Annotated in this window: 18 protein-coding genes; 1 reads left to right on the forward strand and 17 read right to left on the reverse strand. The window is 66.6% G+C overall.

The window, feature by feature from the left end:
• Window position 1: 1 nt before the first annotated feature.
• Both CAL26_RS18440 and CAL26_RS18445 read right to left on the reverse strand, forming a co-directional pair.
• Entirely contained in the window at window positions 2-751 is a 750-nt protein-coding gene (locus CAL26_RS18440; protein WP_094848251.1) for an electron transfer flavoprotein subunit beta/FixA family protein, read from the reverse strand.
• A 135-nt stretch (window positions 752-886) separates the two neighbouring features.
• Window positions 887-1,810 carry a histone deacetylase family protein gene (locus CAL26_RS18445; protein ID WP_094848252.1) on the reverse strand — a complete coding sequence of 308 codons (924 nt, stop codon included), beginning with the start codon at window positions 1,808-1,810 and terminating at the stop codon, window positions 887-889.
• Between the two features lie 9 nt (window positions 1,811-1,819).
• On the opposite strand from CAL26_RS18445, the gene mltB reads away from it, so the two are divergent.
• Window positions 1,820-3,151, forward strand: a complete 1,332-nt coding sequence (gene mltB / locus CAL26_RS18450; protein ID WP_094848253.1) for a lytic murein transglycosylase B — start codon at window positions 1,820-1,822, stop codon at window positions 3,149-3,151.
• Here the strand turns inward: mltB and cysM are convergent.
• From cysM to gyrA, 15 genes are all read right to left on the reverse strand, one after another.
• Window positions 3,124-4,035 carry a cysteine synthase CysM gene (gene cysM / locus CAL26_RS18455; protein ID WP_094848254.1) on the reverse strand — a complete coding sequence of 304 codons (912 nt, stop codon included), beginning with the start codon at window positions 4,033-4,035 and terminating at the stop codon, window positions 3,124-3,126. The genes mltB and cysM overlap by 28 nt on opposite strands.
• Window positions 4,036-4,206: 171 nt before the next feature.
• Window positions 4,207-4,779 carry a ComEA family DNA-binding protein gene (locus tag CAL26_RS18460; protein ID WP_094849956.1) on the reverse strand — a complete coding sequence of 191 codons (573 nt, stop codon included), beginning with the start codon at window positions 4,777-4,779 and terminating at the stop codon, window positions 4,207-4,209.
• A 162-nt stretch (window positions 4,780-4,941) separates the two neighbouring features.
• Window positions 4,942-5,931: an ADP-glyceromanno-heptose 6-epimerase gene (gene rfaD, locus CAL26_RS18465; RefSeq protein WP_094848255.1), complete on the reverse strand. Its 990-nt coding sequence runs from the start codon at window positions 5,929-5,931 to the stop codon at window positions 4,942-4,944.
• Complete coding sequence (gene rfaE1 / locus CAL26_RS18470; protein WP_094848256.1) at window positions 5,928-6,866, reverse strand: D-glycero-beta-D-manno-heptose-7-phosphate kinase; 939 nt, start codon at window positions 6,864-6,866, stop codon at window positions 5,928-5,930. The genes rfaD and rfaE1 overlap by 4 nt, the downstream gene beginning before the upstream one ends.
• Entirely contained in the window at window positions 6,863-8,083 is a 1,221-nt protein-coding gene (gene lapB / locus CAL26_RS18475) for a lipopolysaccharide assembly protein LapB (protein ID WP_094848257.1), read from the reverse strand. The genes rfaE1 and lapB overlap by 4 nt, the downstream gene beginning before the upstream one ends.
• Window positions 8,084-8,144: 61 nt before the next feature.
• The gene (locus CAL26_RS18480) at window positions 8,145-8,468 is read right to left on the reverse strand and encodes a LapA family protein (RefSeq protein ID WP_094848258.1); all 324 of its coding nucleotides are present in this window, start codon (window positions 8,466-8,468) and stop codon (window positions 8,145-8,147) included.
• Between the two features lie 185 nt (window positions 8,469-8,653).
• Entirely contained in the window at window positions 8,654-9,016 is a 363-nt protein-coding gene (locus CAL26_RS18485; RefSeq protein ID WP_086066042.1) for an integration host factor subunit beta, read from the reverse strand.
• Between the two features lie 6 nt (window positions 9,017-9,022).
• Window positions 9,023-10,762 (reverse strand): 30S ribosomal protein S1, encoded by a 1,740-nt coding sequence (gene rpsA, locus CAL26_RS18490; protein WP_086066043.1) that lies wholly within the window; start codon window positions 10,760-10,762, stop codon window positions 9,023-9,025.
• A 232-nt stretch (window positions 10,763-10,994) separates the two neighbouring features.
• The gene (cmk, locus tag CAL26_RS18495; RefSeq protein WP_094848259.1) at window positions 10,995-11,747 is read right to left on the reverse strand and encodes a (d)CMP kinase; all 753 of its coding nucleotides are present in this window, start codon (window positions 11,745-11,747) and stop codon (window positions 10,995-10,997) included.
• A complete protein-coding gene (aroA, locus tag CAL26_RS18500) occupies window positions 11,744-13,078 on the reverse strand; it encodes a 3-phosphoshikimate 1-carboxyvinyltransferase (protein ID WP_094848260.1) in 1,335 nt (444 codons plus the stop codon). The genes cmk and aroA overlap by 4 nt, the downstream gene beginning before the upstream one ends.
• Window positions 13,079-13,133: 55 nt before the next feature.
• The gene (locus CAL26_RS18505) at window positions 13,134-14,027 is read right to left on the reverse strand and encodes a prephenate dehydrogenase (RefSeq protein ID WP_094848261.1); all 894 of its coding nucleotides are present in this window, start codon (window positions 14,025-14,027) and stop codon (window positions 13,134-13,136) included.
• Complete coding sequence (gene hisC, locus CAL26_RS18510) at window positions 14,024-15,148, reverse strand: histidinol-phosphate transaminase (RefSeq protein WP_094848262.1); 1,125 nt, start codon at window positions 15,146-15,148, stop codon at window positions 14,024-14,026. Before hisC ends, CAL26_RS18505 begins: the two co-directional genes overlap by 4 nt.
• Before the next feature lie 65 nt (window positions 15,149-15,213).
• Window positions 15,214-16,299, reverse strand: coding sequence for a prephenate dehydratase (pheA, locus tag CAL26_RS18515; protein ID WP_094848263.1), 1,086 nt, complete (start codon window positions 16,297-16,299; stop codon window positions 15,214-15,216).
• Complete coding sequence (gene serC / locus CAL26_RS18520) at window positions 16,292-17,425, reverse strand: 3-phosphoserine/phosphohydroxythreonine transaminase (protein ID WP_094848264.1); 1,134 nt, start codon at window positions 17,423-17,425, stop codon at window positions 16,292-16,294. The genes pheA and serC overlap by 8 nt, the downstream gene beginning before the upstream one ends.
• Window positions 17,422-20,079, reverse strand: coding sequence for a DNA gyrase subunit A (gene gyrA, locus CAL26_RS18525; RefSeq protein WP_094848265.1), 2,658 nt, complete (start codon window positions 20,077-20,079; stop codon window positions 17,422-17,424). Before gyrA ends, serC begins: the two co-directional genes overlap by 4 nt.
• Window positions 20,080-20,575 lie beyond the last annotated feature (496 nt).

Raw genomic sequence — 20,575 nt, forward strand, 5'->3', positions numbered from 1 at the left:
CTCAAACCACCTTCGCTTCGTTCTTCAGTTTGTCCACCAGCGTCGCCACGTCCGCCACCTTGATACCGGCCTTGCGCGCGGGCGGCTCGGTCACTTTCAGGGTCTTCAGGCGCGGCGCGGGATCCACGCCGAGGTCCTGCGGCGTGACGGTGTCCAGCGTCTTCTTCTTGGCCTTCATGATGTTGGGCAGCGTGACGTAGCGCGGCTCGTTCAGGCGCAGGTCGGTGGTGACGATGGCCGGCAGCTTCAGCGCCACCGTTTCCAGGCCGCCGTCGACTTCACGCGTGACCGTGACCTTGCCGTCGGCGACCTCGACCTTGTTGGCGAAGGTGGCCTGGGGCCAGTCCAGCAGCGCGGCCAGCATCTGGCCGGTCTGGTTGGCGTCGTCGTCGATGGCCTGCTTGCCCAGGATGACCAGTTGGGGCTGCTCCTTGTCGACCAGGGCCTTCAGCAGCTTGGCCACCGCCAGGGGCTGCAGGTCCGCGTCGGTCTGCACCAGGATGCCGCGATCCGCGCCGATCGCCATCGCCGTGCGCAGGGTTTCCTGGCACTGCTGCACGCCGCACGATACCGCGACCACTTCGGTGGCAGTGCCCTTTTCCTTGAGCCGGGTGGCCTCTTCCACGGCGATTTCGTCGAACGGGTTCATCGACATTTTCACATTGGCGATGTCGACACCCGTTTGATCGGATTTCACGCGCACCTTGACGTTGTAGTCCACCACGCGTTTGACCGGTACCAGGACCTTCATCCAGCAGCCTCCAGAGATAATCGAATAATTGAACGCCGCCCGAAGCGCCGCGACGCCCTGCGGGAACCGCCTGATTCTACAACCTTGCGCAGGACGACGCCCCCCGTGCCGTTCACCAGGCGGAAGGCACGGCCGCTACAGCCGCCCCAGTTCGCGGATATGCGCGACCGCGCTGCGCCCCAGCGCGGACAGGTTGTAGCCGCCTTCCAGCATGCTGATGACCCTGCCCCGCGCATGGCGGTCGGCCACCTGCATGATCTGTCCGGTGATCCAGGCGTAGTCGGCTTCGACCAGGCCCAGCTGTCCCAGGTCGTCCTCGCGATGGGCATCGAAGCCCGCCGACACCAGGATCAGCTGGGGACGGTGGGCCTCCAGCCGCGGCAGCCAGACGCGCGTGACGATGTCGCGCACCTCCGCGCCGCCGGTGTACGCGGGGACGGGAACGTTGACCATATTGTCCGCGCTGGGCGGGTCGCCCGTGTTCGGATAGAACGGGTGCTGGAAAATGCCGCACATCAGCACACGCGCATCGCCGGCGAAGATGTCTTCCGTGCCGTTGCCGTGATGCACGTCGAAGTCGATGATGGCGACGCGTTCCAGCCCATGCGCCGCCATGGCGTGATGGGCCGCGACCGCGATGTTGTTGAACAGGCAGAACCCCATCGCCCGGTCGCGGCAGGCGTGGTGCCCGGGCGGGCGCACCGCGCAGAACGCCGTGGGCGCCTCGCCGGCCATGACGGCGTCCACCGCCGCCAGGCCCGCTCCGGCCGCATGCAGCGCCGCCTGGTAACTGTGGGGGTTCATCTGCGTGTCCGGATCCAGCGCGCGGTAGCCCTCGGCGGGGCTGGCCGCGGCCAGTGCATCCACATAGGCGGCGCTGTGCGCGCGCAGCAGCGCGTCACGGGGCGCGGGGCCGGCCTCGCGCACGTCCAGGTAAGGCATGATGCCGCTGGCCAGCAGCTGATCCGAGATGGCATCCAGTCTCTGCGGACATTCCGGATGCCATTCGCCCATTTCATGCAGGCGGCAGGACGGGTGGGTAAGATACAGGGTCTCCATGGGAAGATTATGTTCACCTGTCGGCACTTACTGCAACTCGGCTTGATCGCGGCCCTCCTGACGGGCTGCTCCTCCGCCCAGAACCGGGCGAATCCGGACACCCAACTGAACGCAGGCGCCCAGCCTGGAACGGCCTCCCGCGGCACGTTGGCGGATGGCTCGGTGGCACGCGTGCGCATCGGGCCGCCGCCCGGGGTGGGCTCGGCGTCGACGATCGGCAGCGAAGGCGGCGCCGTGCCCGACAGTGAACAACGGTCCGCCGTCGCGGCGCCCGACGGGGGCATGCGCGCGGATGTGCAGGCCTTCATCCAGCAGTTGAGCGCGGAGCGCAGCCTGCCCGCGTCCCAGCTGACCGGCGCCCTGGCCGACGCCCGCTACAGCCCCACGGTGGCGCGGCTGATCGCGCCGCCGCCCGGGCGCAAGGTCGTGCGCAGCTGGATCACCTATCGCTCCCGGGTGGTGGAGCCCAAGCGCATCGGCTGGGGGGTGGAGTTCTGGCGCGAGAACGCCGACGCGCTCAACCAGGCGGCGCAGCGTTTCGGCGTGCCGCCGGCCATCATCGTCGGCATCATCGGCGTGGAAACGCTGTACGGCCGCAATATGGGGAATTTCCGCGTGCTGGATGCCCTGTCCACATTGGCCTTCGACTATCCCGACCCGGCCAAGCCGGAACGCGCGCAGATGTTCCGGTCCCAGCTCGCGGATTTCCTGACGCTGGCCCTGCAGGGGCGGTTGGACCTGCAAACCCAGGGCTCCTATGCGGGCGCCATCGGCATGCCGCAGTTCATGCCGGGCAGCATCATGCGCTATGCCGTGGACGGCGACGGCAGCGGCCATATCGACCTGACCAACAATGCGCGCGACGCCATATTGTCCGTGGGCAACTTCCTGATGGAGCACGGCTGGGAGCGCGGCCGGCCGGTGTTCGCGCCGGTGGCGCTGCCGCCCGATGCCGGCAAGCTGGTCGACGGCGGCCTCGCGCCGACCCATACCTGGCCGCAATTGCAGGCCGCCGGCGCCACCGTGCGCGGCACGGGGATGACGACCGGCATGACGAATACCTCGGGCATGGACAACGCCTGGCAGCAGGGCATGCTGGGCGTCATCGACCTGCCGGAAGAATCGGCCGGCACGGCCGAATACCGCACGGGTACGGTGAACTTCTTCGCCCTGACCCAGTACAACCACAGCTATTTCTACGCCACGTCGGTCGCCGATCTGGGCGCGGCCATCCAGGCCAGGATGAATGGTGTCGCGGCGCTGCCCGCGGCGGCGGCACCGGCCGGGATGCTACCGGCCCGGGCGGAGCCTGCTCAGTTGAACACGCCGGTCGACAGATAACGGTCGCCGCGGTCGCACACGATGAAAACGATGGTGGCGTTTTCCACGCGTTCGGCCACACGCAGCGCGGCTATCAGCGCCCCCGCCGAGGAAATGCCGCCGAAGATGCCCTCTTCCGCCGCCAGGCGGCGGGCCATGGCTTCGGCGTCGGCCTGCTTGATGTTCTCGTAGGCGTCCACGCGGCTGCGATCGAAAATGGCCGGCAGATAGGCTTCAGGCCATTTGCGTATGCCGGGAATCTGCGAGCCTTCCTCGGGCTGCGCGCCGATGATCTGGATCGCCGGATTGCGCCCCTTCAGATACTGGGACACGCCCATGATGGTGCCGGTCGTGCCCATGGCGCTGACGAAATGGGTGATGCCGCCTTCCGTCTGGGTCCACAGTTCCGGGCCCGTGCCTTCGACGTGCGCGCGCGGATTGTCCGGATTGGCGAACTGGTCCAGCACCTTGCCCTTGCCTTCGCTCTGCATGGCCATGGCCAGGTCGCGGGCGTATTCCATGCCGCCCTTGTCGGCCGGCGTCAGGATCAGTTCGGCCCCGTAGGCGGTCATGGCGGCACGCCGTTCCACCGACAGGTTGTCCGGCATGATCAGGATCATCCGATAGCCGCGCATGGCCGCCACCATCGCCAGCGCGATGCCGGTGTTGCCGCTGGTGGCTTCGATCAGGGTGTCGCCCGGCTTGATTTCACCGCGCGCCTCGGCGTGGCGGATCATGGACAGGGCGGGACGGTCCTTCACCGAGCCGGCGGGATTGTTGCCTTCCAGCTTGGCCAGGATCAGGTTGCCGCGGGCGGCGTTGCCGTCGCCCGGGATGCGTTGCAGGCGGACCAGCGGCGTGTTGCCGACGGTCTGTTCCACGGTGGGATAGGTGACTTGGTTCATGAGTCAACTATAACGCCGTGGCCGGGAAAGACCCGAAAGCCCCCACGCCCTCGTAGGAAGCAGCCCGGGGACGCGGGGATGGGCCTGGCCCCGGGCAATCAGCCCGGGCGGAAGCGGTCCTGGTCCCCGGGGACGCGGCTTGCGGACGTGGGGGTGGGCCTGTCCCCGGGATCAGCGCGGCCCGCGCTGCGGCGACCGTGCCGCCGGCCCCTCCTTGGCCGTGCGGCCGCCGGAAACCACGCCCGGCGCGGGACGCACGCCCGCGGCGGCGCCCGCGCCCTGGCCCGCCCCCGGGCGCGCGCCAGGGGCTCCCGTGCCTGGCCCCACGCTGAGCCCGGCGGCCTGCAATGCCTGGGCCTTGCGCGGACCGATGCCCCGCACGCGATCGGACAGGTCTTCCATCGACTCGAAACGCCCGCCGCGTTCACGCTCCTTGACGATGGTTTCCGCGGTCTTGGGACCGACGCCGCGGATGGTCCGCAACTGGTCGACGCTGGCGCTGTTCACGTCCATCGCGTGGGCCGGCAGGACCGCCAGGGCAAGGCCGGCCGCCAGGGCCAGCCGGCCCAGCGCGGTCGGCCAGCGTCCGCGCCGCGCAGCAGGCGCGCCGGGCGTACCCGGAGTGCCGGTCCTACCGGGCGTACCCGGCGTGCCTGGAATGCCGGGCACACTGGGCGCACCGGACGCGGTGCCGCACGGGGGCGGCTGGACAGTCGCCACGGGGTTGTACAGGAAAGGATTCATGGTGCCTCCGGACAGCGTAAAGGCGTTGATGGGCGGCGTCTGGAACGCCGGACCCATCATTGCTCGCCGCAATCCGAGGCGGGGCGCGAGTGAACGGAAAGGTCCACCCGCATATTCACGCACGCCCCGCCGCGATGCCGGCGCGGAGCATGCTCGGGTGCGTCAGCCCCGCGCGCGCCAGTAGCGCACGTATTCCGCCACGCCGGTCTGCACGTCCCGCATGGGCTGCTCGAAGCCGGCCCCGCGCAGCCTGCTGGTATCGGCCTGGGTGTAGCTCTGGTATCGCCCCTTCAGGTCTTCCGGAAAGGGGATATAGCGGATCAAGCCCTGGCTGACCAGTTGTTCCAGCGGCAGCGGCGCTTCGCCACGCTCTTCGCGCAGGCTGTTGACCACGGCCATGGCCACGTCGTTGAACGGCTGGGCACGTCCGGTACCGCAGTTGAAGATGCCCGAGGTCTTGGGGTTGTCCAGGAAATGCAGGTTCACCGCCACCACGTCTTCGACCGAGATGAAGTCCCGGCTCTGGCCGCCGTCGGGGTAGCCGTCCCAGCCCGCGAACAGGCGCACGTGCCCTTCCGCCAGGAACTGGTTCATGTTGTGGAAGGCCACGGACGCCATGCGGCCCTTGTGCTGCTCGTGCGGCCCGTAGACATTGAAGTAGCGCAGCCCCACGACCTGCGCCGTCAGGGAAGCCATGCGCGTGCGGACCACCTGGTCGAACAGCAGCTTGGAATAGCCATAGACGTTCAGCGGCCGTTCGTTGACGGGGTCTTCCGCATAGACCGACGACCCGCCATAGGTGGCGGCCGACGATGCATACAGGAAAGGCACGCATTCGGACTGGCAATAGTCGAACAACTCCAGCGTGACGCGGTAGTTGTTGTCCATCATGTACTTGCCGTTGCGCTCGGTCGTATCGGAGCACGCCCCCTGGTGCAGCACCGCGCGGATCTTCGGCAATGCGCGCCGGCCGACCAGTTGCCGGAAGTAGTCCTTGTCCATGTAGTCCGCGATGCGGCAGTCCGCCAGGTTGACGAACTTGTCGCCGTCCGACAGGTCGTCGACCGCGATGATGTCCTGGATGCCGCGTCGGTTCAGTCCGCGGACCAGATTGCTGCCGATGAAGCCGGCCGCGCCGGTAACCACGATCATGACAATTCTCCCAATTCCTTCGCGGTGACGGTCGATGTGCCCAGCTTGCCGACCACCACGCCGCCGGCGCGGTTGGCCCAGCGCATGGCTTGCGGCCAGGGCATGCCGACCGCGCGGGTCACCGCCAGCGTCGCCAGCACGGTATCGCCGGCGCCCGATACGTCGAACACCTCGTGCGCCTGGGCATCGACATGTTCGCGGCCCTCGTCGGTGAACAGGGTCATGCCCTGTTCGGACCGCGTCACGAGCAGGGCTTCCAGTTCCAGGCCCGCGCGCAGGGCCTGGGCGCGGGTGGCCAGGTCGTCTTCCGACGTCCAGCGTCCCACAGCCTGCTGCATTTCCGCCCGGTTCGGCGTCACCAGCGTGGCGCCGCGATAGATATCGTAGTGGTCTCCCTTGGGATCCACCAACACCGGGACGCCCGCCCGGCGCGCGTGCGCGATCAGTTCCTGGACCCGGCCCAGCGCCCCTTTGGCGTAATCCGACAGGACCACGACGTCGTGGTCCTGCAGATGGCGCTGGAACTCCGCATCCAGCGCGTCCAGCGTGGACGGCCGCGGCGCTTCCTCGAAGTCGACGCGCAGCAGCTGCTGCTGGCGGCCCAGGACCCGCATTTTCAAGGTGGTGGGATGGCCCGCGTCGGCCACCAGGCCCGGCGTGATGCCGGCGTCATGCGCCAACGCGTGGATGCGTTCGCCGGCTTCGTCCGCGCCGATGACGCCGATCAGGGTGGCCTGCCCGCCCAGCGCCGCGACGTTGCGCGCGACGTTGGCGGCGCCGCCCAGGCGGTCCTCGCGGCGCGCCACGCGGACGATGGGCACGGGCGCTTCGGGCGACACCCGATCGACCTCGCCGAACCAGTAGCGGTCCAGCATGACGTCACCGACGACGAGGATGCGGCGACGCGAGATGTCGCCAACGGGGAAAGCGGTCATTCCAGTTCTTCCAGACGGCGCGGCGCATAGGTTTCCCATGCGTTGCAACCAGGACATTGCCAATAATAGCGTCGCGCCTGGAAACCGCAGGAACGGCATGCATAGCGGTCCAGGCGCTGCGTGTGTTTATGGATCAGGCTGCGCAACAGGCTGAGGTCGGCGCCGGGGACCGGGCTGACTTCGCCATCGCCGCCGGGCGCGGCCAGTTCGGCTTCCAGCAGGCGATCCAGGCCCAGCAGCGAGGGATGATGGCGCAAGGCGGAACGGGCGAAGGCCCAGGCCGGCGCCGCGCCGCGCTGCGCGCGCAGCTCGCGGAACACGATGTTGAACAGATCCAGCGACGGAAACTGGTCATATTGCTTCTGCAGCAGGTCCAGTGCCGACGCGGCGTCGTGGTTCGCCTGGTAGCTGTTGAGCAGGGCTTCGGCGACCAGCCCCGAGTATTCGGGCTCGTCGGTCAGGATGGATTCCAGGTGCAGGCGCTCGCGCTTGGCGTCGCCTTCCAGAGCCGCCAGCCGGGCGCGCAGCATGGCGATACGGACCAGCGATCCCTTGCTGGGCGAACTGGCTTCGGTGACGACGCTGGCCGCGTGGTCGGCGGCATCGAGCGCGGCCTGCGCCGCGTCGAGGTCGGGCGGCTTCACCGCCATGGCCTGCTGCGCCATTTCGCAGTGGTAATGCACCAGTTGCGGCACCGGTTCGTCCACCAGGCCACGCAGCGTCTTCACCGCGTCGATGGCGCGCGGCCAGTCGTGTTCGGATTCGTAGATGCGGATGAGCGATCGCAAGGCCTGCAGCGAATAGCGGGTATCGCGCAGCTGCTTGAATCCGGCCTCGGCGCGATCCAGCATGCCGGCCTTGAGGAAATCCTGGGCCAGTTCGTGCTGGGCATGTTCGCGCTCTTCCACCGGCAGGTCAGCCCGGTTGAGCAGGCTCTGGTGCACGCGGATCGCGCGCTCCATTTCGCCACGGCGGCGGAAAAGGCTGCCCAGGGCGAAGTGCAATTCGGTGGTTTCGGGATCCAGCTTGGCGACTTCGACGAAGGCGTCGATGGCCCGGTCAGGCTCTTCGTTCAGCAGGAAATTCAGCCCGCGGAAATAGGAATCCGGCAGGACGCGGTTTTCCGACAGCATCTGCCGGATATCGAAGCGCGCGGCCAGCCAGCCGAGCGCGAACAACAGGGGGACGAAAATCAACCACCAGGGTTCAAAATCCACGACGCTCGGCCTCAGGGTTGGGATGCGCGCGGCGGCGCGGCGATCAGGACGGCTACCGGCATCACAGGGGCGACATGGGGGCGATGACCTCCGGCGGCACAGTCATGGGCTGGCCGGGCTGGTTGTTCATGGCCGCCTGCAGGCGATCGAGTTCCTTGCGCAGCCGCACGGCTTCGCGCCGCCGCCGCATGGCCGCGGGCACGGTCAGCAACAGGCCGAAGATGGCGCCCACCACGAACGTGACCAGCATGACGACGATCAGCGGTACATCGTGCATGATGTAGTCGCCGTAGAAGTTGACCTGGACGGGGTTGGTGTTCTTGAGCGCGAACATCAGCACCGCGACAAATACGATGAGTCGCAGCGCCCAGACGAAATAGCGCATGGCGCAAACTCCACAGGGTTCAGTACCGGAATTGTAAGCGCGCTTTGGCCCGCCTGCCGGCGAAAAGCGCGCCCCCTGCCCCGGAACAGCACCCAGGGCAGGAACAGAGCAGCAAATAACGCAAAAAAAACCGCCGTGAACGGCGGTTTTCAGGGTATTTCGAGTGACCAGACTGCGGCACGGTATCAAAGCATGGCGTGAGCACCGACGCTCGATACCGAGGCTTCCACGTTGTCGCCGGAGGCGTTCGACGATGCATCGTCGCTGCCGTCCAGATCGACACGTTCGCGAAGTTCCTTGCCCGCCTTGAAATGCGGCACCTGCTTGCCAGGCACCAGCACCTGTTCGCCCGACTTCGGATTGCGGCCGATGCGAGGCGAACGCCGCGATAACGAAAAACTGCCGAAACCCCGGATCTCGATGCGTTGGCCGGCGGCAAGTGCCTGGGCCATCGCGTCGAGGATCGTTTTTACGGCGAAATCGGTATCGCGGGCGGCCAGCGTGGGATAGCGGGCCGCCAAGGCGGCGATAAGCTCCGACTTGGTCACAACGATTTAACCGTCGTTGCGCTGCTGGTCCAGCTTGGCCTTCAGCAGGGCGCCCAGGTTGGTGGTGCCCGACGAAGCGCTGGCTTCAGACATGCGCTGGATCGTATCCGCGGTTTCGGCGTTGTCACGCGCCTTGATGGACAACTGGATCGAACGCGTCTTGCGATCGACGTTGACGATCATGGCTTCGATGTTGTCGCCGGCGTTCAGCACGGTGGTGGCGTCTTCGACACGGCCCGAGGAGATCTCGGACGCGCGCAGGTAGCCTTCCACGTCCACCGACAGCGTCACCACGGCGCCCTTGGGCTCGACCGACTTGATCGTGCCAGGAACGACCGCGCCCTTGTCATGGGTCGCGACGAAGTTGTTGAACGGATCGCCTTCCAGCTGCTTGATGCCCAGCGAAATGCGTTCCTTGTCGGTGTCGATGCCCAGAACCACGGCTTCGATTTCGTCGCCCTTCTTGAAGTTGCGAACGGCTTCTTCGCCGGTTTCCGTCCAGGACAGGTCGGACAGGTGCACCAGGCCATCGATGCCGCCGGGCAGGCCGACGAACACGCCGAAGTCGGTGATGGACTTGATCGCGCCCTGCACCTTGTCGCCACGCTTGAAGTTCGTGGCGAATTCTTCCCACGGATTCTGGCGGCACTGCTTCATGCCCAGCGAGATACGGCGACGGTCTTCGTCGATTTCCAGGACCATGACTTCGACTTCTTCGCCCAGGGTGACAACCTTGCGCGGATCGACGTTCTTGTTGGTCCAGTCCATTTCGGACACGTGCACCAGGCCTTCGATGCCGGCTTCGACTTCGACGAACGCGCCGTAATCGGTCAGGTTCGTGACCTTGCCGAACAGGCGGGTGCCTTGCGGATAGCGACGGGCCAGGCCGACCCACGGATCTTCGCCCAGCTGCTTGACGCCCAGCGAGACGCGGCTCTTTTCCTGGTCGAACTTGAGGACCTTGGCTTCCACTTCCTGGCCCACCTGCAGGACTTCGGAGGGGTGACGCACGCGGCGCCATGCCATGTCGGTGATGTGCAGCAGGCCGTCGATACCGCCCAGGTCGACGAACGCGCCGTAGTCGGTGATGTTCTTGACCACGCCCTTGACCACCGCGCCTTCGTGCAGCGTTTCCAGCAGCTTCTGGCGCTCTTCGCCCATGCTGGCTTCCAGCACCTGGCGGCGCGACAGCACGACGTTGTTGCGCTTGCGGTCGAGCTTGATGACCTTGAATTCGAGGGTCTTGCCTTCGTACGGCGTGGTGTCCTTGACCGGACGCAGATCCACCAGCGAACCGGGCAGGAACGCGCGGATGCCGTTGGTCATGACGGTCAGGCCGCCCTTCACCTTGCCGGTGATGGTGCCGGTGACCAGTTCGCCGTTGTCCAGGGCCTGTTCGAGCTGCAGCCAGGCCGACAGGCGCTTGGCGCGGTCGCGCGACAGGATGGTGTCGCCATAGCCGTTTTCCAGCGAATCGATGGCAACGGAGACGAAATCGCCAGGGTTGACTTCGACTTCGCCCTGGTCATTCAGGAACTCTTCCAGCGGGATCAGTGCTTCGGACTTGAGGCCAGCATTGACGACGACGAAGTTGTGGTCGATACGCACGACTTCGGCGCTGATGACCTCGCCGGACTTCATGTCCTGGCTCTTGAGGCTCGAAGCGAACAGATCGGCAAAGCTTTCGCCGCCCATGGCGTCGAGGACAGCGGTAGAAGGATTGGAAGACATTGAGTTGAAATCCATAGGCCGGGATGGCCCAGTTAAAGATACACGCCAGCGCGGCTTGCCCGTACCAGCGGAGTGGAACAACACCGACGGGAACAGCGCTATCTGGGAGCGATATTCCCGGCGGCACCGGAAAAAAACTACGTGTAAGACTGTTGTCCTTCTGCTTACCTGGGCGACCGCATGATTGCAGACTGCAACGACATTGCCGCAACCGCTTTATCGCAACCGCCTTGTCGCAACCGCCGCTTTATCGCAACCGTTTTTCCGCGACACTGCGCCGGCCGTTCCAGAGATCGAGTATGGCTTGCACCGTTTCCTGAGCCGTCATTTTCGACGAATCCAATACCGCGGCGTCCGCGGCGGGCGCCAGAGGAGCCACCGCGCGCTGGGTATCGCGGGCGTCGCGCTCGCGCATATCTCGCAAAAGGTCTTCTAGATTAGCAGAAATACCCTTTTCCATCAACTGCTTACGCCGCCTTTCGGCCCGTGCCCGGACATCGGCGATCAGGAAAATCTTCAGGCCGGCGTCGGGGAAAACGACGGTGCCCATATCGCGGCCGTCGGCCACCAGCCCCGGGCCGCGGCGAAAGGCGCGCTGCCGGTCCAGCAGGGCTTGCCGCACGGGACCGTAGGCCGCCACGCGCGAGGCCAGGTTGCCGACCTGCTCCTGCCGGATGTCATAGCCGACGTCGCGGCCGTCCAGGTAGATATGCTGGCCCTCGAAGCGGACGGGCAACGTGCGGGCGGCCTCGGCCAGGCCGCCTTCGTCATCCGCCGCGATGCCCCGCTCCAGCGCCGCCAGCGCCGTCAGGCGATACAGCGCGCCACTGTCGAGCACGGCCCAGCCCAGGCGGCGCGCCACGCCATGCGCGACAGTGCCCTTGCCCGAGGCCGTCGGGCCGTCGATGGTGATCACAGGCGCCAGGTCCGTCGGCGCCCGCCCCGCGGCCGCCTGCCGCCCGGCAGCCGCGGCCGGAGCCGTACCGTCCGTATCCGTCATACCAGCTCCTCGCCGCCGACCAGTTCGGCATAAACGTCGAAGTACGTCGGGAAGGTCTTGCTCACGCAGCCGGGATCCAGGATGCGCACCTTGGCCGGCCCGAACGCCGCCAGGGACATGGACATGGCCATGCGGTGGTCGTCCCAGGTGCCGATTTCGGCGTCGCGCCAGCCGTCCGCCGGGGGCGGCGTGACTTCCAGCCAGTCCGGCCCGGACGCCACGCCGGCGCCCAGCTTGGCCAGTTCGGTCTGCATGGCGTGGATGCGGTCGGTTTCCTTGACGCGCCAGCTGCCGATATTGCGCAGGCGGCAGGGTCCATCGGCGAACAGCGCCAATGCGGCCGCCGTCATGGCGGCGTCCGGGATCAGGTTGAAGTCGGCGTCGAAGGCGCGCAGTTTTTCGCCGCGCGCCACGCAGACGCCACGCGATTCCATCCAATCGCCGCCGAACGCGATGTGCACGCCCATGGCTTCCAGGGTCTGGGTGAACGCCACGTCGCCCTGGATACTGTCGCGCCCCACGCCCTGCACCCTGACGGGGCCCTCGCCCACGGCGCCCAGCGCCAGGAAATAGGAGGCGGACGACGCATCGCCTTCCACGGCGATGCGGCCGGGACTGCGGTAGGCGGAGCTGGCGGGCACGGTGAAACGCGACCAGCCGTCGCGCTCCACGACCACCCCATAGCGCGCCATCAGGTTCAGGGTGATTTCGATATACGGCTTGGATATCAGATCGCCGACGATCTCGATGACCAGCGGCTCGCCCACCGTATTGGTGTAGATGGGCGCGGCCAGCAGCATCGCCGTCAGGAACTGGCTGGAGACCGCCCCCGGCATGCGCACCGGCCCCTGCGCCCGCAGCCTGCCGGTGCCGATACGCAAGGGCGGATAGCCTTCCTGGCCGGCGTAGCCGATTTCGGCGCCCAAGGCGCGCAGGGCGTCCACCAGGTCGCCGATGGGGCGTTCGTGCATGCGCGGCACGCCGGAAACGCCGTAGTCGCCGCCCATGAGCGCGAGCGCGGCCGTCAGCGGCCGCACGGCGGTGCCGGCATTGCCAAGAAACAGTTCGGCCGCCGGCTGCCGGAAGCGTTCCGCGCCGCGTACGGTGACGCGGCCGTCGCCCTGTTCGTCCAGCGTCACGCCCAAGGCGGCCAGCGCCGCCAGCATGACGCGCGTGTCGTCGGAATCCAGCAATCCGGTGATGCTGGTGGTGCCATCGGCCAGCGCCGCCAGCAGCAGCACCCGATTGGATATGCTCTTGGATCCGGGCAGGGTCACCGTGCCCCGGGCCTGGGTCGCGCGCGGCAGATCGAGAAAAGAAGGTCCGCTCATGTAAGCCGTGTCCTGTCGTAAACCGTATTGCGTCGCGCGCGCAGCGACGATCGCGTCAATGTCCCGCTTTCCAGTCACGCCGGCAGCGCGCGGCTTCTTCGAGCAGTTGCTCGAGCGCGGCGCCGTCCTGCGCGGCCAGGGCGCGTTCGGCTTCGTCGAGCACCGCCCTCACCTGCCCCAGTTCCGCCATCATCGCGGACCGGTTGGAAAGGAAAATATCACGCCACATTTCCGCCGAGCCGGCGGCGATGCGGGTGAAATCCCGGAATCCGCTGCCCGCGACCGCCAGGCGCTGCGCGCTGTCCGCGCTGCGCGCCACTTGCGCCACGTACACGGCAGCCAGGAAATGCGGCATATGACTGACCGACGCCAGCACCTGATCGTGCACGTCCGCGTCCATTTCCATCACGCGCGCGCCGCAGGCTTGCCAGGCGGCGCGTACGCGGGCGACATCTTCCGCCCGGTTTTCCGGCAAGGGCGTCAGGATCACGTTGCGCCCAGTATAAAGACCCGCGTCCGCCGCGTCAGGCCCGACTTTTTCGCCGCCCGCGATGGGGTGGCCCGGAACGAAGCAGCCGGCGCGCGGACCCAGCGCCGCGCGCGCGGCCTGCACGACCTGCGCCTTGGTGCTGCCCCCGTCGGTAACGATGGCGCCCGGCTTCAGGTGATCCCGCATATCGGCCAGGATGGCGCCGAAACTGCCCACCGGCGCGGTCAGCATGATCATGTCGGCGCGCGCCGCGGCCTGCGCGGCATCGACCGCTTCGTCGATCAGCCCCAGCTCGCGGGCGCGCTGCAGCGACGGACCGTTGCGGCCCACGCCCAGCACCTGGCCGACGTGCCCCGCGCGCCGCAGCGCGGCGGCGAAGGAGCCGCCGATCAGACCGACGCCCACCACGGCAAGGACCGGTATCGGCGCCGACGCCGTCGCCGCTTGCGCCGCGGTCATGCTGACCGCAGGATGTCGGTGAGCGCTTCGATGAAACGCGCGTTTTCGTGCGGCAGGCCGATCGTGATCCGCAGCCATTCGGGCAGGCCGTCGCCGGCCACCGGACGCACGATCACGCCGCGCTTGAGCAGTTCCAGATTGATGCGCGGCGCGTCGCCGACCCGCACCAGCACGAAATTGCCGTAGCTGGGGACGTATTGCAGCTTCAGGGCGTCGAAGGCCTGGGAGAGCTGCGCCTTGCCTTCCTTATTGAGCTGGTAGGCGCGTGCCAGGAATTCCTTGTCCTGCAGCGCCGCGATGGCGGCCGCCTGGGCCAGGGTATTGACGTTGAAAGGCTGCCGCACCCGGTTCAGTAGATCGGTCAGCGCGGGCTGCGCGGTGCCGAAGCCCACCCGCAGGCCAGCCAGGCCGTAGGCCTTGGACAGCGTGCGCGATACGATCAGGTTGGGGAATTCGCGCACCCAGGCCACGCTGTCGAAGCGGTGCTCGGGATCCAGGTATTCGTTGTAGGCTTCGTCCAGCACCACCACGACACGCTGGCCGTGGCGCGCGCGCACCTGCTCCAGGAAAGCCTGGATGCGCGCCGCCGGCACGAAAGTGCCGGTGGGGTTGTTCGGATTGGCGATGTAGACCACGCGCGTATCGTCGGCGATGGCTTCCAGCATGGCGTCCAGGTCATGCCCGTAATCGCGTGCCGGGACCATGATGTGGCGCGCGCCGCGCGCCTGGGTGGCCAGGCGATACACCACGAAGGCGTGCTGCGAATAGACCGCCGAAGCGCCTTTTTCCAGCAAGGCCAGCGCCACCAGTTCCAGGATATCGTTGGAGCCGTTGCCCAGCGTGATCCACTCCATCGGCACGCCGTACAGCCGGGACAGCGTCGATTTCAGTTCGAAGCCATTGGGATCCGGATACCGGCCCAGCGACGTCGCGGCCGCCAGCATCGCCGCGCGCGCCGATTCCGGCATGCCCAGCGGGTTTTCGTTGGAGGCCAGCTTGATGATATTGGCCGGGTCCAGGCCGAACTCGCGCGCGAGTTCTTCGATGGGCTTGCCGGCCTGGTAAGGCGCGATGGCGCTGACGTGAGCGGGTGCTGCCAGGGTGTCGTGGGTGTTTGTCATAGCGGATCAGGCTGGCGCCGTCCGCGGTGGCCGGCGGGGCCGGACCGCCGCGGCGGCCTGCCCCTTCATTGCGCGGGATAGGAACCGAGAAGTTTGAAGTAAGCCACTTGCGCGCGCAGCGCGTCGAAGGCGCGCGCGACATGCGGGTCCTGCGCGTGGCCAAGAACGTCCACGTAGAAATAGTATTCCCATTGGCCGGTACGGGCCGGACGCGATTCGAAGCGCGTCATGGACACTTTGTTCTCGGCCAGCGGCGCCAGCATTTCGTACACCGCGCCGGCGCGATTGGGAACCGCCATGATCAGGCTGGTCTTGTCATTGCCGGTCGGCTGGGAGGGTATCGAGCCCAGTGCCAGGAAGCGGGTGCGGTTGTGGGGATCGTCCTGGATCCCGGCGCTGACGACGCGCAGTCCCCAGGTGTCCGCCGCCGATTCGCCGGCGATCGCGGCCACCGTGGGATCCTGCGCGGCCACGCGCGCCGCTTCGGCATTGCTGGATGCCGCGGCGCGCGCCAGTTCGGGGCAGTTGCGGCCCAGCCAGACCTGGCACTGCGCCAGCGCCTGCGGATGCGCCATCACGGTCTTCACGCCATCCAGGGTGCCGCTCTGCGACATCAGGCAATGGCGGATCACCAGCGAGCGCTCGCCCATCACCGTCAAGGACGTGTTCAGCAGCAGGTCCAGCGTCCGGTTGACGGCGCCTTCCGTGGAGTTTTCCACGGGGACCATGCCGACGTCGGCCTGGCCGGCTTCGAGCGCGCGGAAGACTTCGTCGAAGGACGGACAGGGCAGGCGGTTCACCGCGTGGCCGAAATGTTCGAGCGCCGCCTGCTCGGAATACGAGCCTTCCGGCCCCAGGTAGGCCAGGGTCAGGCCGCGTTCCAGGCCACGGCAGGCGGAAATGATTTCCGTCCAGACCGCCGCGACGGCTTCGCGCGGAACGGGACCGGCATTCAACTGCTGCAGGCGCCGGATGACTTCCGCTTCGCGGTCCGGGCGCAGCACCGGCCCGTCGGCGTTTTCGGCGTGCTTGACCGCGCCGACTTCCATCGCCGTGCGGGCACGTTGCGTCAGCAGGTCGAGGATCTGCGCGTCCAGGGCATCGATGCGCTCACGCAGGGGCCGCAGCTTGTCAGCAAGGGAATCAGCCATGGCGCTGCTCGAAATCCTTCATGTACGACACCAGCGCCTGCACGGCTTCCAGCGGCACCGCGTTGTAGATGGACGCGCGCATGCCGCCGACGCTCTTGTGCCCTTTCAACTGGGTCAACCCGGCTTCGTCGGCGCCTTTCAGGAAGGCGTCGTTGAGCGATTCGTCGCTGAGGATGAAAGGCACGTTCATGCGCGAACGCACGGGAGCGTGCACCGGATTGCGATAGAAGGCGGTGCTGTCCAGATAGCCGTACAGCAGTTCGGCCTTGGCGATGTTGGCGCGTTCCAGGGCCGGCACGCCGCCCTGGGCCTTGATCCACTTGAACACCAGGCCGGCGATGTAGATGGCGAACGTGGGCGGCGTATTGAACCGCGAGTGTTCCGGCGCGACCTTGGCGTAGTCGAAGGCGACCGGACAGATCGGCAGCGCGTGGCCGATCAGGTCGCGGCGCACCATCACCATGGTCACGCCCGCCGGGCCGGCGTTCTTCTGCGCCCCGGCGTACACCATGCCCGTACCGGCGATATTCAGCGGACGGGACAGGAAGTGCGAGGACGCGTCGACCACCAGGGGCACATCATCCGCGCCCAGCTGGGCGGGGGTGGGCCAATCGGCGAACTCGACGCCGCCTATGGTTTCGTTGCTGCAGAAATGCACGTAGGCGGCGTTCTTGCGGACTTTCCAGCTGTCCACGGGCGGCACCCAGGTCCAGGGCTGCTGCGGCTTGCCGTCCAGGACGGTTTCGACGCCGCTGGTGGCCGCCACGGCCACGTCGCCGTACTTGCTCGCTTCCTTTTGCGACTTGACCGACCACTGCCCGGTCAGCACGTAGTCGGCCGCGCCGGTACCGCGATGGTTGATCAGGTTCATCGGCACGATGGCGTTTTCCGCCGTCGCGCCGCCCTGCATGAACAGCACCGCGTAGTCGTCCGGGACGGCCATCAGCTCGCGCAGGTCCTGCTCGGCTTCGTCGCAGATCTGCACGAAGTGCTTGCCGCGATGGCTCATTTCCATGACCGACATGCCGCTGCCGTGCCAGTCGAGCATTTCTTCGGCCGCCTGCCGCAGCACGGGCTCAGGCAGGGCCGAAGGCCCCGCCGAGAAATTCCAGGGACGCGCCATCATTCCTCCGTCGGCTCAGTCGCTTGCTCGCCGTCGGTCGAGTCGGCCGGCGGTTGGGTTTCGTCGCTTTCGGCCTCGACGTCGAGGTCGGCATCGCTTTCCACCACGCGGCGCACGCCGGACAGGCGGCTGCCGTCGTCCACGCTGATCAGCGTGACGCCCTGCGTGGCCCGGCCCATCTCGCGGATTTCGGAGACGCGGGTACGCACCAGCACCCCGCCCGTGGTGATCAGCATGATTTCGTGATCGGGCTGCACCAGTACCGCGCCGACGACCTTGCCGTTGCGCGAGCTGGTCTGGATGGCGATCATGCCCTTGGTGCCGCGGCCATGGCGGGTGTATTCCGTGATGGACGTACGCTTGCCGAAGCCGTTTTCGGTGGCGGTCAGCACGCTCTGCTCTTCGTCGCCGGCGACCAGCATGGCGATCACGCTCTGCGCGTCTTCCAGCATCATGCCGCGCACGCCGCGCGCATTGCGGCCCATGGGACGCACGTCGTTTTCGTCGAAGCGGACGGCCTTGCCCGCGTCGGAGAACAGCATCACGTCGTGCTTGCCGTCGGTCAGGTCGGCGCCGATCAGGTAGTCGCCATCATCCAGGTCGACGGCGATGATGCCCGCCTTGCGCGGGTTGGAGAAGTCGGACAGCGGCGTCTTCTTGACGGTACCGCGCGAAGTCGCCATGAACACGTAGTGATCGTCGCTGAACTCCTTGACCGGCAGCACCACGTTGACCTTTTCGCCATCGGCCAGCGGGAACATGTTGACGATGGGCTTGCCGCGCGAGGTGCGCGTGCCTTGCGGCACTTCCCAGACCTTCAGCCAGTACACCCGGCCGCGGTTGGAGAAGCACAGCAGGAAATCATGCGTGTTGGCGATGAAGAGCTGGTCTATCCAGTCGTCGTCCTTCATGGCCGTGGCCTGCTTGCCGCGTCCGCCGCGCTTCTGCGCGCGGTACTCGGACAAGGGCTGGCTCTTGATATAGCCGCCGTGCGACAGGGTGACCACCATGTCGGTCGGCGTGATCAGGTCTTCGGTATCGAGCTCGGTGGCGTTGAGCTCGACTTCGGAACGGCGCACGTCCTTCGCGGCGGTGGAGAACTCGGCCTTGATGGCCTGCAGTTCGTCGCTGATGATGACGGTAATGCGCTCCGGTTTGGCGAGGATATCCAGAAGATCGGCGATGGTGGCCATCACGTCCTTGTACTCGCCGACGATCTTGTCCTGCTCCAGGCCGGTCAGGCGCTGCAGGCGCATGTTCAGGATTTCCTGCGCCTGCGTATCGCTGAGCCGGTAGAGTCCATCGCCCTGCATGCCATAGCTGGGCAGCAGGTCGTCGGGACGATAGGCGGCGATGCCGCCAGGGGTGTCGCCATCCGCGCGGGCGAGCATCTCGCGCACCAGGGACGAATCCCAGGAACGCGCCATCAGTTCCTGCCGCGCCACCGGCGGCGTCGGCGCCGCCTTGATGATGGCGATGAATTCGTCGATGTTGGCCAGCGCCACGGCCAGGCCTTCCAGCACGTGGCCGCGTTCGCGCGCCTTGCGCAGCTGGAATACCGTGCGCCGCGTCACCACTTCGCGACGGTGCTGCAGGAAGTACTCCACCATCTGCTTCAGGTTGAGCAGGCGCGGCTGGCCATCGACCAGCGCCACCAGGTTCATCCCGAAGGTGTCCTGCAGCTGGGTATTCTTATAGAGGTTGTTCAGCACGACCTCGGGCACTTCGCCGCGCTTGAGCTCGATGACCAGGCGCATGCCGTCCTTGTCCGACTCGTCCCGGATATCGGAAATGCCCTCGACCTTCTTTTCGTTGACCAGCTCGGCAATACGCTCTTGCAGGGTCTTCTTGTTGACCTGGAACGGAATCGCGTCGACCACGATGGCCTGGCGATTGCCCTTTTCCATGTCCTCGATGTGCGTCTTGGCGCGCATCACGACCCGGCCGCGGCCGGTACGGTAGCCTTCGCGCACGCCGGACAGGCCGTAGATGATGCCGCCCGTGGGGAAGTCCGGCGCGGGAATCAGCTCGATCAGCTCATCGACCGTGCATTCGGGATTGCGCAGGCAATACAGGCAGCCGTCGATGACTTCCTGCAGGTTATGGGGCGGGATATTGGTGGCCATGCCCACCGCGATGCCCGAGCTGCCGTTGACCAGCAGGTTGGGCAGCCGCGACGGCAACAGCAGCGGCTCTTTTTCGCTGCCGTCGTAATTGGGGCCAAAGTCGACCGTTTCCTGGTCGATGTCGGCCAGCAGTTCGTGCGCGATCTTGGCCAGGCGGATTTCGGTGTAACGCATCGCGGCGGCGTTATCGCCGTCGATCGAGCCGAAGTTGCCCTGCCCGTCCACCAGCATGTAACGCAGGGAGAAATCCTGCGCCATCCGGACGATGGAATCGTAGACGGCCTGGTCGCCATGAGGATGGTATTTACCGATCACATCGCCGACGATACGGGCGGACTTCTTGTAAGCCCGGTTCCAATCATTGTTCAGCTCGTGCATCGCGAACAGTACCCGGCGGTGCACCGGTTTGAGCCCATCCCGCACATCCGGCAGGGCGCGCCCCACGATCACGCTCATGGCGTAATCGAGGTAGCTGCGACGCATCTCTTCTTCCAGCGATACCGGAAGCGTCTCCTTGGCGAAGGAATCCATATATATAAGTAAGTGGCGACTCGAGTGAAGCCCTGGCCGTGGCGACCCATGGCGACTTAGTGACCGACCCCATGGCCGAACCCAGCGGCTGGCCTGTGGGCTGGAACCCTTCCGCGGCCGTTACCGGCATGGCGCGCCGCGCGGCATGCCCGCCGGGAAAACAGGAAATTCTATCATTGCGGGCCCGCAAGGCCGGGTTGCGCGGCGACATCGCGCTTGGGAAGAGCAGGCTCGGCGCTTGCTCATCCGACGGCTTCGCAGGGCCATCGCCCCCTGTTGCCAAAAACCAACATAGGGCGATGGCTCTGCGCTGAAATGCTCGAGTCCGGCATGAATGCACGGGTCAGGGCACGACAAATGCCTTAAGATTGTTTCCAGCACGCAGGAAACCCAGTCGCAATCCTTTCTATTCTTGGCGTTGCTATACTGGCCCCGTTTTCCTGATAGCGGCGGGGGTTCGCTGCGAGTCACTTATCCAGCTTCAAGCTCAACGAGG

Origin of the sequence: Bordetella genomosp. 9, assembly GCF_002261425.1 — a bacterium.
In the GTDB taxonomy this organism is placed as follows: domain Bacteria; phylum Pseudomonadota; class Gammaproteobacteria; order Burkholderiales; family Burkholderiaceae_B; genus Bordetella_C.